This is a genomic window from Demequina soli (assembly GCF_000971195.1).
Classification (GTDB): domain Bacteria; phylum Actinomycetota; class Actinomycetes; order Actinomycetales; family Demequinaceae; genus Demequina; species Demequina soli.
Genome location: NZ_BBLZ01000009.1, coordinates 1 through 14,138, shown reverse-complemented (window position 1 = coordinate 14,138; position 14,138 = coordinate 1). Strand labels below are relative to the sequence as shown.

The following is a 14,138-nucleotide window of genomic DNA, read 5'->3' as shown; positions in this document are numbered from 1 at the left end:
CGCCGTGACCATCGCGTCGATCGCCCTGTTCGTGGGGGCGGCGCTGTGGGTGGTGGGGCTCGGCCTGACCAAGGAGCGGGGCCGGCTGCGCGACCAGCCGCTCGAGTTCTGGTGGGTGGTCGCGGCGTTCACCTCGAGCGGCATGGGCACGCTCCTGAGCTTCAACCTGTTCACCTACACGCTCAACGGCGCGGTGTTCCTCGAGGCCGGCCCGCCCGCGATCATCGGCCTGCTCATGATCGCGCTCACGTTCACGGAGCACCGGCCGCGCCTGGGAGCCGGCGGCATCGCGATGCTGGGATTGTTCGTGCTGTTCGGCGTCCACGTGGTGGTGGGGCAGTCGCCGCTCATGCCGCTCATCTCCTTCGCGCTGTTCCTGCCCGCGATGTTCGTGCCGTACCGCCGTTACGACTTCGAGGCGCTGAAGTCGGGCCTCAGGATCGCGATCTCGGCGTGCCTGGGGGTGCTCTCGCTGTTCGTGCTCACCCAGCCGGGCAAGATGATCGGCCCGTGCCGCCTCGACAAGTGCTCCGTGTGGGGGCTGTCGCTCGGCGAGACGGGGTCGGGCAACGCGGTCGGCATGTTCCTCGCCGGGGTCGGCGTGCTGTCGATCCTGGTGACGGCGGGCTGGTGGCGCTCGCTGCTGGTCGCGATCGGCGCGTGGCTGCTGGTGGACCTCACCTCGAGCCGGTCGGCGCTGTACTCGTTCCTGGCCGGCGTCGGCATCGCGCTCGCGTGGGCGCTCACCACGCGCCTGCGCAGCCGTGGCTTCCTGTGGGCCGCGCTCGCGGCCGCGTCGGCGGTGGTGGTGACGCTGCCGCTCGTCATCACGGACCCGACCAAGTTCACCGGCCGCGCCCAGCTGTGGCAGTACACGTGGCAGATCCTGCCGAGCTCCCCGATCGCCGGCTTCGGGCCGTCCTTCTGGGTGCGCGGCGACGGCAGCGACGGCATCGACCGCAACTACGCGACCCACAACCTGTTCACCGAGATGCTCATCAGCGGCGGCGTCCTGGGCCTGTCCCTGTTCGTCGGCGCGATCCTGGGCGCGCTCGCGGCCCAGCGCAGCCTCGCGACGTGGGCGCATGTCGCCGCGACCGCCGCGATGGTGATCATCACCTCGATGACGGAGGTCACCTCCGCGCCCGGGCGCCTGTACCTGGTGCCGTGCTTCGTGGTCTACCTGTTCGTGGCCGCCAACACGCGGCAGGGCAGGGTGCCGGAGGACGATGCGCCGCCCGAGCAGGACGCGGACGAGCCGGTCCCCGACGACGAGGGCAGCGAGCCGCCGCTCGCGCTCACCGCGTGAGGGCGCCCTCCGGGGCGAGGTCCTCGGCGAGCCCGATGTAGGCCCGCGCGCACGCCTCCATCGAGTACTGCGCACGGATGGAGGCGCGGCGCCGGGCCGCGTGCGCCCGCGAGGACTTCCAGCGCCGCGACACCGTCGCCAGCGCCGTCACCGCCGTACCGGGATCCGTCGGGTCGAAGGTCGCGGCGGCGAGCCCATCGGGCAGCGTCAGCGCGACGTCCTCGGAGCACACCACGGGCAGGCCCGCGGCGGCGGCCTCGAGGATCGACACCGAGTGGGCCTCGTGCCAGGACGGATGGAAGTACAGGTGGGCGCCGGCGATCACGTCGAGCGGCTCGTCGGTGGGGCCGCGGAACGCGTCGGCGATGCCGACCTCGCGGGCCGCCTCGACGGTGGCGCGGCCCTCGTCGTCGGTGACCGGCCCCCACCATGTGAACGCCAGGTCGGGCAGCGCGGTCGATGCGTCCCGGACGGTTTCGAGCCACAGGCGCGGGTTCTTCTGCGCGGCGACGCGGGCGATGGTGACGGCGTGCGCGGGGTGCGGGGTGACGGTGAGGTCCACGTCGGGCACCTCCGCGATGCCGTTGGGGATGACCACCGGGCGCGCGGAGGCCCCGAAGCGCGCGGCGTACCGGTCCGCCTGCACCGCGCTCACCGCGACGACGGTGGGGTGGCGGCGGCGCAGCAGCCGCTCGGCGGTGCGCAGCTGGAAGCCCGTGAAGTCGTCCACCGACGAGTGCAGCACCGCGATCACGGGGGTCCTCCGCCACACGAGCCGCGTGTAGAGGTTCGGCAGGGCGCTGTGCGCGACCACCACGTCGGGCCGGGTGCGCTCGAGCTCGGCGCGCACGCGCCGCATCCGCGCGATCCGGCCGAGGTCCATGTAGGGGTCCGCGAAGACCGTGGTGGACTCGACGCCCATCTCTCGCCACGCATCGTCCAGGCGGTGGGCGAGCGTCTCCGCGCCGCCGATGCCCGCGTGCAGCAGCACCTGGGTGATCCTCATAGGGGCGCGCCTCCCTCCGTGGCCGGCTGGGCCACCTCCTCCGGCGCCGGGGCGACCCGCCGGCGACGCAGCTCCGACGCGCCGACCACCACGAAGGACGCGGCGACGGACACCTGGAGCAGCACGAACGCGACGGCCGCACCGGTGGCGCCCCAGCGGGGCGCGAGGTAGGCGACGGCGCCGAGGAACGCGACGGAGGCGGCGAGCCGGATGACGGCGACCGTCTTGTCGCGGTTGCGGGCCTGGAGCAGCACGGCGGCGGGCTGGTTCCAGACGGAGATGGTGGTGCCGAGCGCGAGCAGCTGCAGCGCGCCCACGGAGGCGGAGAACTCGGAGCCCAGGATGAGCGGCACGATCCAGGGCGCGGCGATCGCGATGGCGACCCCGCCAGCCGAGGCGAGCCCCAGCAGCCACGAGGCCTTCCTGAGCGCCGCGATCGCGTCGCGCGTGGTCGCGGCGGAGGCGAGGAAGGGTGCGGCGGTGGTGCTGACCGCGGTGGACAGCAGGCCCATCGGCTGGGTCCAGCGGTTGACGGCGGCGTACGAGCCAGCGGCGGCGGGGCCCGCGGTGGCCTGGATGACGGCGGTGTCGAAGGTCGCGAGGCTGGTCGCGGCGTTGGCGGCCGCGAAGCCCAGGGAGCCGCGCCACGGGTTGGTCGGGCGGCCCACGTGCGCGGGGCGGGGGCGCAGGTGCGCGGGCGTCGCGAGCCACAGGGTGACGATGCTCGCCATCGACCCGAGCAGCAGGGCGAGGGGGAGCGCCCACTCGACCGACGCGTGCACGGCGAAGGCGAGCCCGAACGCGGCGGCGCCCGCGAGACGCTCGACGATGAGGGCGACGGCGACCCGCTCGGAGCGGTGGTCGGCGATGAGGAACACGGCGGTGGCCTGGTTGAGCACGATCGCGATGCCCAGGAACGCGGACACCTTCCACGACAGCGGCTCGCCCGCCGCGCCGAGCGCCAGGAAGCCCAGCGCGCCCGCGGCGCCCGTCGCGATCGCCTTCCACGCGTAGCGGCGGGCCACGTCGGGGAAGCGGGCGCTCTTGTTCGCGAGGTCGCGGATCCACAGGGCGTTGGTGCCGAAGTCCACCAGGCCGGCCACGGACATCGCGACCGTGATGGCGGTCGCGGTGCGCCCGAAGGCCTCGGGGCCGGACACGCGCGCGGCGAGCGCGTAGATGACGGCCATGAGGAGCTGGGCGACGGCGGTCGAGCCGGCGACGAGCAGCGCCTGGTGGTGCAGCGCGCGGCGCTCAGCCATCGGTCGCACCCAGCAGCGCGAGGGCGAACGCCCGCGGGGTCGCGGCCTCGCCCGTCGAGTCGGTCACGCGTCCCAGGGCCGCCGCGCGGGCGAAGCCCTGGGCGAGGGCCGGTGCGGTCGCATCGTCCGCCACCACCACGGGGGAGCGGCCCGACGCGAGGGCGCGGCGGATCGCGCGCGTGGGCGCGACCACGGGCGGGGTGCCGAGCGCGAGGGCCTTGGCGACTATCCCGGAGGGGCCGTCGTTGGCGTAGGCGGCGGCGACCACGTCGGCGGCGAGGATCGCGCCGTCGACCTCGGCGTCCTCGAGGTAGCGGTCGAGCACCACGGCGCGCAGGTCGGTCGCGGTGGCGAGGGCGGCCCTGGTGGGGGCGTCGGTGCGGCCCGCGGCGAGCAGCCCGTAGCCCGGCCCGAGCGCGCGCACCGCGGCGATGACCACGTCGGCGCGCTTGCGCTCGTCGTTGGCGCCCACGATCGCGACCCAGGTCACGTCGTCGGCGAGGCCGAGCCGGGCGCGCCACGCGGCACGGTCGTCGGGGGTGGCGAGCAGCTCGACGGGGTCGACGGCGCAGGCGGCGTCGACGGGCCGCTCGTCGTAGGGGGCGCGCAGCGTGAGGACGGTGACGCCGGGCACGCGGCGGGCGGCGGCGACGCGACGGGCGCGCGCCCGCTCGACCACCCACGTGAGCAACCGCGAGGACCGGGCCTGCGCGTGCTCGCGCATCATGAGGATGCGCAGCGGCGGGCCGTCCCACGTCCCGGTGCGCCCGATCTCGAGGGCCAGCGCGTCCCCGTCCGGGGCGACGATGCGCGTGAAGCCGTGCGTGCGGGCGGCCGCCGCGATCGAGGCGGCGTCGAAGGAGTCGAGCGGGAGCGAGCCGGCGGCGCCCGGCGCGGCGCCGAGCTGCGCGGAGAAGGCCTCGTGGCCCGCGGATGCGGCGGTGACGGCGAGGCTGACGGCGCGGTCCTGGCCCGCGGCGGCGAGCACGTGGCGCACGTAGGTGGCGCGGTGGCCGTCGGCGTCGGGGAGCAGCACGAGCACCTTCTCGAGGCGCGCGGACGGCGCGGCGTCGATCCTCGGCTCGTTCACGCAACCCCCCTCGCGTGGCCGCCGGCGGGGCCTCACGACCCGCCCGCGTGGCGCCAGTCTATGCACAAGGACCGTGCGTGGAACAGGGCTGTTTGCGCGGATTCCGGCGTGGATGTCCCTTTTCGCCTTTTCATCCCGAAGGGTCCGCTTTATGCTCGGTCCCAGCGGCCCCGGGCGGGCCGCCGGCCTGAGGGGGGACCGTGGCACTGCTTGCTGAGCGGCGTGGCGTCGCGATCGTGGGGATCAACTATCCGCCGGAACGCACCGGCATCGCACCCTACATGGGTGCGCTCGCGCACGGGCTCGCGGCCCGCGGCTGCGCGGTGCGCGTGGTGACGGCCCAGCCGCACTACCCGGAGTGGCAGATCCAGAAGGGCTACTTCCACTGGACCCGCGATGAGGACGATGCGGGGGTCCAGGTCCACCGCTGCCTCCACATGGTGCCCCACCACCCGCAGGGCATCCCGCGCCTGGTGTCGGAGCTGAGTTTCGGCGCGCACGCCGCGGTGGACGGCTGGGGCCGTCCGGAGGTGCTCGTGCTGGTCTCGCCGGCCCTGTTCGCGTCCGCGGTGGCGAACCTGCGCGCCCGCATGCGCGACCGCACCACGCCCGTGGTGGTGTGGGTGCAGGACCTCTACGGCCGCGGCCTCGCCGAGACGGGCGGCGGCGGGATCGCCGGCAAGGTGATCCGCCGCGTCGAGGGCCACCTGCTGCGCAGTGCCACCCGCGTGGTGGTGATCCACGAGCGCTTCAAGAAGGCCATCGTCGAGGACTACGGCGTCGACCCGGCCAACGTGGTGGTGGTGCGCAACTGGACGCACCTGGCCGCGCACGCGCCCATCGAGCGCATCGCGGCCCGGCTCGAGCGCGGCTGGGGCGACGAGCCCGTGCTGCTCCACGCGGGCAACATGGGCGTCAAGCAGGGCCTCGACCACGTGATCGCGGCCGCACGCGTCGCGCAGGAGCGCGGCGAGCGCCTGCGGTTCGTGCTGCTGGGCGACGGCGGCGAGCGCGACCGGCTCGAGCACCTCGCGCAGGGGCTCGACAACGTCGACTTCCTGGACCCGCTCGACGACGAGGGCTTCCGCCGCGCGCTCGCGGCCGCCGACGCCCTGCTGGTGCACGAGGCGCCCGGCATCTCGGAGATGGCCGTGCCGTCCAAGCTCACCTCCTACTTCGACGCGGGCCGGCCCGTCATCGCGGCCACCGACCTCCACGGCGTCACCGCCGATGAGGTCCGCGCCGCGGGCGCGGGCGTGGTGGTGCCCGCGGGCGACCCCGATGCCCTCATCGACGCGGCGCTCGCGATGGCGGCCGACCGGGACGCGGCCGCCGCGCTCGGCGCGAAGGGGCGCGCCTACCGCGAGGCGGTGCTGTCCGAGGACTCCGCGGTCGACGCGTTCGCGAACCTGCTGGGCGTCTCGCCGGAGCTGCGCGCGGCCTGAAGGCGTGCATCGTCCCCTGTCGGGGCGCGCGGGGCCGTGCCTACACTGCGGGCATCGACGCGTCCGCTGAGGGGCGCGCGCTTCGCTGGGGGTGAGGGCGCATGACGGTGGAGGTCCCCGCGCGCCGTCGCCGGCGCTGGCCGTGGGTGGTCGCTGGCATGGTGGTGCTCGCGGGCGTCGCGCTGGCCGGGCTGTTCGCGTACGACGCGTGGCGCCTGCGCGGCGCCTCCCAGGAGCTCACGGCCCAGGCCGCCGACGCGCAGGCCGCGGTGGCCGCGCGCGACGTGACGGCGCTGCGCGCGGACGTCGAGGCGCTGTCCGAGTCCGCCGCGACCTTCACCGCCGCGACGTCGGGGCCGCACTGGTGGCTCGCGACGCATGTGCCGTGGGTGCGGGACCAGGCGGTGCCGCTCGTGACGGCGGGCGAGGCGGTGACCTCCCTGGTGTCGGGGGCATTGGAGCCGCTGGCGTCGCTCGACGGCCTGGACGCGCTCGCGGCGCCGAGCATGACGGACGGGCGCATCGACCCGCAGGTGCTCGAGCCAGCCCGGGCGGCGCTCGCCTCGGCGGCCTCCGCCGTCGACGGCGCGCGCGCGTCGCTCGCGGACGTGCCCCTCGACGGAACGCTCGAGCAGATCCGCCAGCCGTTCGTGAGCCTCGAGGGCGCGCTAGTGTCCCTCGGCGACGTGATCGACGGCGCGCACGTCGCGGCCGAGCTGCTGCCCGCGATGCTCAGCGCGGACGGGCCGCGCACGTACGTGGTGGTGGTGCAGAACAACGCCGAGCCGCGCGCGACGGGCGGGCTGCCGGGGGCGTTCCTCGAGCTCACGGTGGCCGACGGGCGGATGACGCTTGGGAGGTACGCGTCCGCGCAGCAGCTCGCGTCCGCAGACGGGGCGCCCGTGGCGGACCTCACCGAGGACGAGCGGCGCATCTTCACCGAGCGGATGGCCATCTACCCGCACGACGCGAACTTCACGCCCGAGTTCCCGCGCACGGCGCAGCTGATCTCCGAGTTCTGGGCCGCCAAGTACGGCGCCGCGCCCGACGGGGTGCTGTCGGTGGACCCCGTGGCGCTGGGCTGGATGCTCGAGGGCGCGCCCACCGTCCAGGCGGGCGGCATGGAGATCGGGTCCGCGAACCTCGCGGACGTGATGCTCAACCAGGCGTACTCCCTGTCCGACGATCCGGTGGAGCAGGACGCGTTCTTCTCGACGGCGGCGCAGGCGCTGTTCGGGCAGATAGTGACCGGGCAGGGCGACACCATCGGCGGCGTGGAGCGGGCGATCGACGCGCACCGGCTGCTGATCTGGTCGGCGCGCGCGGACGAGCAGGAGCTGCTCGCGTCGACGCCGGTGGGCGGCGACTTCCTGGCCGCGACGGACACGGTGGGGGTGTTCCTCAACGACGGGTCCGGGTCCAAGATCGGCTACTACCTCGACACGTCCGTCGCGGTGACGGACCGGATGTGCACCGACGGGACCCTCGCGGAGGAGACCGTCGCGGTGACGCTCACGCACACGTACTCCGGCGACGTCGCCGACCTGCCCGAGTACGTGGCGGGCGGGTTCTACGTGCCCGCGGGCCAGTTCCAGGGAAACCTGCTGCTGTACCCGTCCGAGGGGCTCACGGTGACGTCGGTGACGCAGGACGGCGAGGCGGTGGGCCTGGTGCCGGACTCGCACGACGGGCGCGCGATGTCGCAGCTGCGCGTGACGCTCGACCCGGGAGAGGCGACCACCGTCACGTACTCGCTCACCGCATCGTCCACGGGCCTGCTGCCGCCGTCACTGGTGGTGACGCCGGGACCGCGGGATGCGACGCCGACGCGGACGGTGGTCGCGGCCGAGGGCTGCTGACGCGTTTCTCGCCGGAACATATAGGCATATTCCAGGCATCTCGTTACCCTCGTGCCCATGGGGGGAGTCCGGCTCGACCGTCTGACGAGCCTGCGCTTTGTCGCGGCGTTCGTGGTGTTCGCGTTCCACGCGATCGTGTTCTTCGGCGCGTCCACGCAGCACTGGCTGAACGTGCTCTTCGGGCAGGGGCGCAGCGGCGTGACGTTCTTCTTCGTGCTGAGCGGGTTCGTGCTCGCGTGGGCGGCGAAGCCCGACGACACGGTCGCGAAGGTCTACCGGCGACGCTTCGCGCGCATCTACCCGGCGTACCTGGTGGCGCTGCTGTTCGCGGCGGCGCTATGGGCCATCGCGGACTGGCCGACGGTGTGGCGGGGGTGGCTCAGCCCGTTCCTGCTGCAGGCGTGGGTGCCGAGCAACGCGATCTACTTCGGGGTGAACATCCCCGCGTGGTCGCTGTCGGTGGAGGCGTTCTTCTACGTGGCGTTCCCGTTCCTGGTGCGCGGGCTGCGCCGGCTCGACGACCGGCGGCTGTGGGTGGTCGCGCTTGCCATGGTCGCGGTGTCCTTCGCGATCGGGCTCGCGGTGATGCCGGTGCTGGACCCGCTGCACCTGGACGACGACTCGCTCGCGGTGTGGGCGGCGTACTACTTCCCGCCCGCGCGGCTGCCCGAGTTCGTGCTGGGGATGGTGCTAGGACTGCTGCTGCGGCGCGGGTCGGTGCCGGCGGTTCCTTGGTGGTCCGCCGGCGTGTTTGCCGGGGCCGCCTACCTGTCAGCCGGGATCTGGCCGTCGACACTCGGCGTGGTCGCGATCGTGGTGGTGCCGTTCGCGGTGCTGGTGGTGGCGGCCGCGCAGGCGGACCTGGCGGGGAAGCCTGGTCCTTTGACGTCGCGGCCGTTCCTGGTGCTCGGCGCGATCTCGTACTGCTTCTACCTCACGCACCACATCTTCATCATGCGGATGGCGCAGGACGGGGTACGGGCGCTGGGCATCGACGGGGTCTTCGCCGCGTGTCTGGCGCTGGTGCTCGGGCTGGTGAGCGCGTGGTTGCTGCACCGGTTCGTGGAGGAGCCGTGGGAGAAGCGGCTGAGCGGGCGGGTGTCGGTGACCGATGCGGCGGGGGATCCGGAGCCCGAGGGCGAGCCTGAGGCGGATCCGGATCCTGCTGCGAGGTAAGGCGGGTCGCGGCCGGACAGCAGCGAGGCCCACCGCGCGGGTCGCGCGACGGGCCTCAACGGCAGGCGCTCAGCTGCGGAGCGCCTCGACGTTCTCGAGGTACCACTCGTAAGTCCGGCGCAGGCCCTCCTGGAGGGAGATCTGCGCGGTCCATCCGAGCGAAGCCAGGTACGACACGTCGAGCAGCTTCTGCGGCGTGCCGTCGGGCTTGGTGGTGTCCCATTCGGTCTCGCCGCCGAACCCCGTCACAGAGGCGATCGTCTCGGCGATCTCCTTGATGGTCACGTCGGTGCCGGTGCCCACGTTGACCTGTGACGGGCCGTCGTAGTGCTCGAGCAGGTAAAGGCAAGCATCGGCCATGTCGTCGGCGTGGAGAAACTCGCGCCGCGGGGAGCCCGTGCCCCAGTTCGTCACAGACGTGGTTCCCGACCGTGCGGCCTCGTCGTAGCGACGGATGAGCGCAGGGAGGACGTGCGAGCCCTGGGGGGAGAAGTTGTCGTTCGGGCCGTAGAGGTTCGTCGGCATCGCCGAGATCCACGCCTTGCCGTACTGGCGACGGGCGGCCTGGATGTGCAGGATGCCCGCGATCTTCGCGATCGCGTACGCGTCGTTGGTCGGCTCGAGGTGACCCGTCAGCAGCGAGTCCTCGGGGATCGGCTGCGGCGCGAATTTCGGGTAGATGCAGGACGAGCCTAGGAACAGCAGGCGTTCGACGTCCGTAGCCAGCGCCGCGTCGATGACGTTGGTCTGGATGCGGATGTTGTCCGAGAGGAAGTCGACCGGGTAGGTGTTGTTCGCCATGATCCCGCCGACCTTCGCGGCGGCGAGCACCACGTAGCGGGGCTTGGTCTCGGCGAAGAACGCGAAGGTCGCGTCGCGGTCCTTGAGGTCCAGATCCGCCGAGGCGCGGCCGACCACGGAAGTAAACCCTGCCGCCGATAGGCGGCGCACGATCGCGCTACCCACGAGGCCGCGGTGGCCGGCGACGTAGAAGGTCGCGGACCGGTCGAGCGGCGCCGGGGTGTACTCGACGCCGTCCGACGCGACTGCCGCGGCCTCGGTGGGCGCGACGGTCAGGCCGCTCGCCACGACTGGAGATCCACGACGTCGTGCCAGGGCTTGGCCTCGTATCCGATCGCCTCCAGGTCGGCGTCCACCATGAGCCGCGCGAGCGCGAGCCCGTCGACGGTCGCCTTCCAGCCGAGCTTCTCCTCCGCCTTCGAAGGGTCTCCGATCAGCGCGTCGACCTCCGTGGGGCGCAGGTAGCGCGGGTCGAACCGCACGTGGTCCTCCCAGTTGAGCCCCACGTGCGCGAAGGACGTCTCGAGGAAGTCGCGGACCGTGTAGCCGACGCCCGTCGCGAGCACGTAGTCCTCGGGCTCGTCGGCCTGCAGCATGCGCCACATGCCCTCGACGTACTCGGCGGCGTAGCCCCAGTCGCGGATCGCGTCGAGGTTGCCCAGCCACAGCTCGTTCTCGAGGCCCGCCTTGATGTGGGCGACGGCGCGGGTGATCTTGCGGGTGACGAACGTCTCGCCGCGGCGCGGTGACTCGTGGTTGAAGAGGATCCCGTTGACGGCGAACATGCCGTACGCCTCGCGGTAGTTCTTGGTCACCCAGTAGGAGTAGACCTTCGCGGCGCCGTAGGGGCTGCGGGGGTAGAACGGGGTCTCCTCGTTCTGCGGCGGCGGGGTCGCGCCGAACATCTCGGATGATGACGCCTGGTAGAACCGGGTCTCGATGCCCGCCATTCGCACCGCCTCGAGCAGGCGGATCGAGCCGATGCCCGTGGTGTCGCCGGTGTGCTCGGGCTCGTCGAAGCTGACGCGGACGTGCGACTGGGCGCCGAGGTTGTACACCTCGTCGGGGTTGATGCTCGCGAGCAGCGAGACCAGACGCGCGCCGTCGGACAGGTCGCCGTAGTGGAGGAAGAGCTTCGCCTCCGGGTCGTGCGGGTCGACGTACAGGTGGTCGATGCGCTGGGTGTTGAAGGACGAGGAGCGGCGGATCAGGCCGTGAACCTCGTACCCCTTGCTCAGGAGCAGCTCGGCCAGATATGAGCCGTCCTGCCCGGTGATGCCCGTGATGAAGGCCTTCTTCGGCATGGTGTCCCCCTCAGAACCGGAGCCGAACGTGCTCCTGTTTGGGAACTATAGCCACTATGTCCGAAATGGCGGAAGGGCTCTTGTGTGAGGGCGAGGCGGGAGGGTGGACGATGCGCCGGTAGCCTGAGCGCACCGCCGCACCAGATCTGAAGGAGAACGATGCCGCGCCACCGGGCCGCCCGCGCCGCGACGAGACGACGCGTCTGGCCCTGGGCCGTAGGGATCCCTGCGGTCGTGGTGCTCGCGACGGCCGGCGCCTTCGCCTGGGACGGCGTGCACCTGCTGAGCTCCAAGGACGAGCTGACGGCGCAGGCGGCCGCGGCGCAGGATGCGATCACCGCGCGCGACGCCGCGGCGCTCTCCTCGGCCGTGTCCCAGCTGCAGGAGGCCGCGCAGACGTTCGCCTCGGCGACCGACGGGCCGCACTGGTGGATTGCGGCGCACCTGCCGTGGGTGGGCGCGCAGGCTCGCCCCCTCATGGAGGCAGGGCGTGCCGTCGACCAGGTCGCCGAGGGCGCGCTCGCGCCCCTCGCGTCGATGGGCAGCCTTGATGCACTCGAGGCGCCGGGGTTCACGGACGGGCGCATCGATCCCGACGTCCTCGAGCCCTACCGGGCACCCCTTGCTCAGGCCGCCGAGACGCTCGGCACGCAGGTCGATGCGCTGGCGAGCGTCAGCCTCGACGGCACGGTGACGCAGGTGCGCGAACCGTTCCTGCAGCTGCGGGGGCAACTCACCACCATCGAAGGCACCATCCAGGGTGCGCATGTCGCCGCGGAGGTGCTGCCCGGCATGCTCGGCGGCAAGGGCGCACGCCACTACGTGGTCATGGTGCAGAACAACGCCGAGCCGCGCACCACCGGTGGCATCCCGGGCGCGTTCATCGAGCTCACGGTCGACGATGGTCGCGTGACGATGGGCCGCTACTCGTCGGCGTCCGCCATGGCCGACCAGGACGGCGTCGGTGGCCTCACCGACGACGAGGTGCGGATCTTCACGCGGCGCATGGAGGTCTACCCGCAGGACGCGAACTTCACGCCCGAGTTCCCGAGCACCGCGGAGCTCATCACGCGCTTCTGGGCAAATACCTATGGCGAGACGCCGGACGCGGTGCTCTCGGTGGACCCGGTCGCGCTCGGCTGGATGCTCGAGGGAGCGCCAGCCACGACGGTCGGACCGTTCGACATCACCGGCGAGAACCTCGCCGCAGTGATGCTCAAGGACTCGTACCTCCAGTTCCCCGAGCCTGCCGACCAGGACGCGTTCTTCGCGCGCGCGTCCGCGGAGCTGTTCGGGCGCATCGTCTCCGGCGAGGGCACCGCGATCGGCGGCGTGGAGCGGGCGATCGACGCCGGGCGCTTCATGGTGTGGTCGGACGACGAGGGCGAGCAGGCGCTGCTCGGGACCACCGCGATCGCGGGCGAGTTCCTCGAGCGCGCCGACGCGATGGGAATCTTCATCAACGACGGCTCGGGTTCCAAGATCGGCTACTACATCGACACCGCGACGACCGTCACGGATCGTGTGTGCACCGACGGAACCCTGGTGGGCGAGACGGTCGAGATCACGTTCACCCACGGGTTCGACGGCAACGTGGCGGACCTTCCCTGGTACGTGAGCGGCGGCGGTGTGTACGTGCCCGAGGGCGAGTTCCAGGCCAACGTCCTGCTCTACCCCGCCGCCGGCACCGGTGTGACGGAGTTCACCCAGGACGGCACCGTCGCGATGCTCAGCCCGGAGACGCATGGCGGCCGGACGCTCGCGACGGCGCGCATCGTGCTCGAACCCGGACAATCCACCACGCTCACGTACCAGCTGGGAACCACCGAATCGGGGCTGGTGCCGCCCTCCGTGGTGGAGACGCCGGGACCGAAAGCAAGTGCCTATACGCGGGGTGGCGATGTTGTGGTCGATGGCTGCTAGCGACTAGTCGCCGGCCTTCGTCGCATTGGCATCGCGACGTTATGCGGGGACGGGGGACTCCTTGTGGCGCTCGACCGCGCGGCGAAGGTAGTCGCCATATCCCGACTTGGGATAGAGGTCCGCTCGTTCGAGCAACTCGGCATCGCTAAGGAAACCCTGGCGCCAGGCGACTTCTTCGGGGGAACCGATGCTGAGGCCCTGGCGGTGCTGCACGGTGTGGACGAACTCCGATGCCTCAAGGAGGTGGTCGAACGTGCCAGTATCGAGCCAGGCCGTACCGCGCGGCAGCACGCCAACCTGGAGGCGGCCCTGCTCGAGGTAATGGCGGTTGACGTCAGTGATCTCGTACTCGCCACGCGCGCTCGGCTTGAGGTTGCGTGCGATCTCGACGACGGAGTTGTCATAGAAGTAGAGACCGGGAACCGCGAAGTTCGAACGGGGCTCCAGAGGCTTCTCCTCGAGCGAGATCGCCATGCCCTCGGTATCGAACTCAACCACGCCATAGGCAGTCGGGTCGGAAACATGGAAGGCGAACACGGCGGCACCATCCACCTCGTGGAAGCGAGTGAGGCGATGGCCGAGGCCGGGGCCGTAGAAGATGTTGTCGCCGAGCACGAGCGCGACGCGGTCCTGGCCGATGAAGTCGGCGCCGATCACGAACGCCTGCGCGAGGCCATTGGGCTCAGGCTGCACCGCGTAGGTGATGCGGATGCCGAACTGCGAGCCGTCCCCAAGGAGTCGTTCAAACTGGTCGGCGTCGTGCGGGGTGGTGATGATCAGCACGTCGTCTATGCCCGCGAGGATGAGCGTCGACAGCGGGTAGTAGATCATCGGCTTGTCGTAGACAGGCAGCAACTGCTTGCTGACTCCCATCGTGATGGGGTGAAGGCGGGTGCCCGAGCCCCCGGCGAGGATGATGCCCTTCATAGTCCGCTCCCTCAGCGTCCGAGTCGGCTGTACTTG

Annotated in this window: 11 protein-coding genes; 5 read left to right on the top strand and 6 right to left on the bottom strand. The window is 72.0% G+C overall.

Going from position 1 to position 14,138, the window contains the following annotated elements; translation table 11 throughout:
* Positions 1–4 precede the first annotated feature (4 nt).
* Positions 5–1,309, top strand: coding sequence for an O-antigen ligase family protein (locus tag AOM04_RS13880; protein WP_062465390.1), 1,305 nt, complete (start codon positions 5–7; stop codon positions 1,307–1,309).
* On the opposite strand, the gene AOM04_RS13875 is transcribed toward AOM04_RS13880, so the two are convergent.
* The 3 genes from AOM04_RS13875 to AOM04_RS13865 are packed head-to-tail and all read right to left on the bottom strand — an operon-like array spanning position 1,299 to position 4,667.
* Complete coding sequence (locus AOM04_RS13875; RefSeq protein ID WP_062465389.1) at positions 1,299–2,315, bottom strand: glycosyltransferase; 1,017 nt, start codon at positions 2,313–2,315, stop codon at positions 1,299–1,301. The two genes, AOM04_RS13880 and AOM04_RS13875, sit on opposite strands and share 11 nt — an antisense overlap.
* Positions 2,312–3,577: a lipopolysaccharide biosynthesis protein gene (locus AOM04_RS13870; protein WP_062465388.1), complete on the bottom strand. Its 1,266-nt coding sequence runs from the start codon at positions 3,575–3,577 to the stop codon at positions 2,312–2,314. The genes AOM04_RS13875 and AOM04_RS13870 overlap by 4 nt, the downstream gene beginning before the upstream one ends.
* Positions 3,570–4,667: a glycosyltransferase gene (locus AOM04_RS13865; protein ID WP_062465387.1), complete on the bottom strand. Its 1,098-nt coding sequence runs from the start codon at positions 4,665–4,667 to the stop codon at positions 3,570–3,572. The genes AOM04_RS13870 and AOM04_RS13865 overlap by 8 nt, the downstream gene beginning before the upstream one ends.
* A 200-nt stretch (positions 4,668–4,867) precedes the next feature.
* On the opposite strand from AOM04_RS13865, the gene AOM04_RS13860 reads away from it, so the two are divergent.
* The 3 genes from AOM04_RS13860 to AOM04_RS13850 all read left to right on the top strand — a co-directional run bounded on the left by AOM04_RS13860 (position 4,868) and on the right by AOM04_RS13850 (position 9,147).
* On the top strand, positions 4,868–6,112 hold the full coding sequence (locus AOM04_RS13860; RefSeq protein ID WP_228373730.1) for a glycosyltransferase: 1,245 nt from the start codon (positions 4,868–4,870) through the stop codon (positions 6,110–6,112).
* A 101-nt stretch (positions 6,113–6,213) separates the two neighbouring features.
* Complete coding sequence (locus AOM04_RS13855; RefSeq protein WP_062465386.1) at positions 6,214–7,971, top strand: DUF4012 domain-containing protein; 1,758 nt, start codon at positions 6,214–6,216, stop codon at positions 7,969–7,971.
* Positions 7,972–8,028: 57 nt separating this feature from the next.
* Entirely contained in the window at positions 8,029–9,147 is a 1,119-nt protein-coding gene (locus tag AOM04_RS13850; RefSeq protein ID WP_062465385.1) for an acyltransferase family protein, read from the top strand.
* A gap of 69 nt (positions 9,148–9,216) precedes the next feature.
* On the opposite strand, the gene AOM04_RS13845 is transcribed toward AOM04_RS13850, so the two are convergent.
* Together AOM04_RS13845 and gmd are read right to left on the bottom strand one after the other, a co-directional pair.
* Positions 9,217–10,224, bottom strand: a complete 1,008-nt coding sequence (locus tag AOM04_RS13845; protein WP_062465411.1) for a GDP-L-fucose synthase family protein — start codon at positions 10,222–10,224, stop codon at positions 9,217–9,219.
* Entirely contained in the window at positions 10,221–11,252 is a 1,032-nt protein-coding gene (gmd, locus tag AOM04_RS13840) for a GDP-mannose 4,6-dehydratase (protein WP_062465384.1), read from the bottom strand. The genes AOM04_RS13845 and gmd overlap by 4 nt, the downstream gene beginning before the upstream one ends.
* Before the next feature lie 234 nt (positions 11,253–11,486).
* Between gmd and AOM04_RS13835 the strand changes: the two genes are divergently transcribed.
* Positions 11,487–13,175, top strand: coding sequence for a DUF4012 domain-containing protein (locus AOM04_RS13835; protein ID WP_062465383.1), 1,689 nt, complete (start codon positions 11,487–11,489; stop codon positions 13,173–13,175).
* 39 nt (positions 13,176–13,214) lie between these two features.
* On the opposite strand, the gene rfbA is transcribed toward AOM04_RS13835, so the two are convergent.
* Positions 13,215–14,102, bottom strand: a complete 888-nt coding sequence (gene rfbA, locus AOM04_RS13830) for a glucose-1-phosphate thymidylyltransferase RfbA (protein WP_062465410.1) — start codon at positions 14,100–14,102, stop codon at positions 13,215–13,217.
* Positions 14,103–14,138 lie beyond the last annotated feature (36 nt).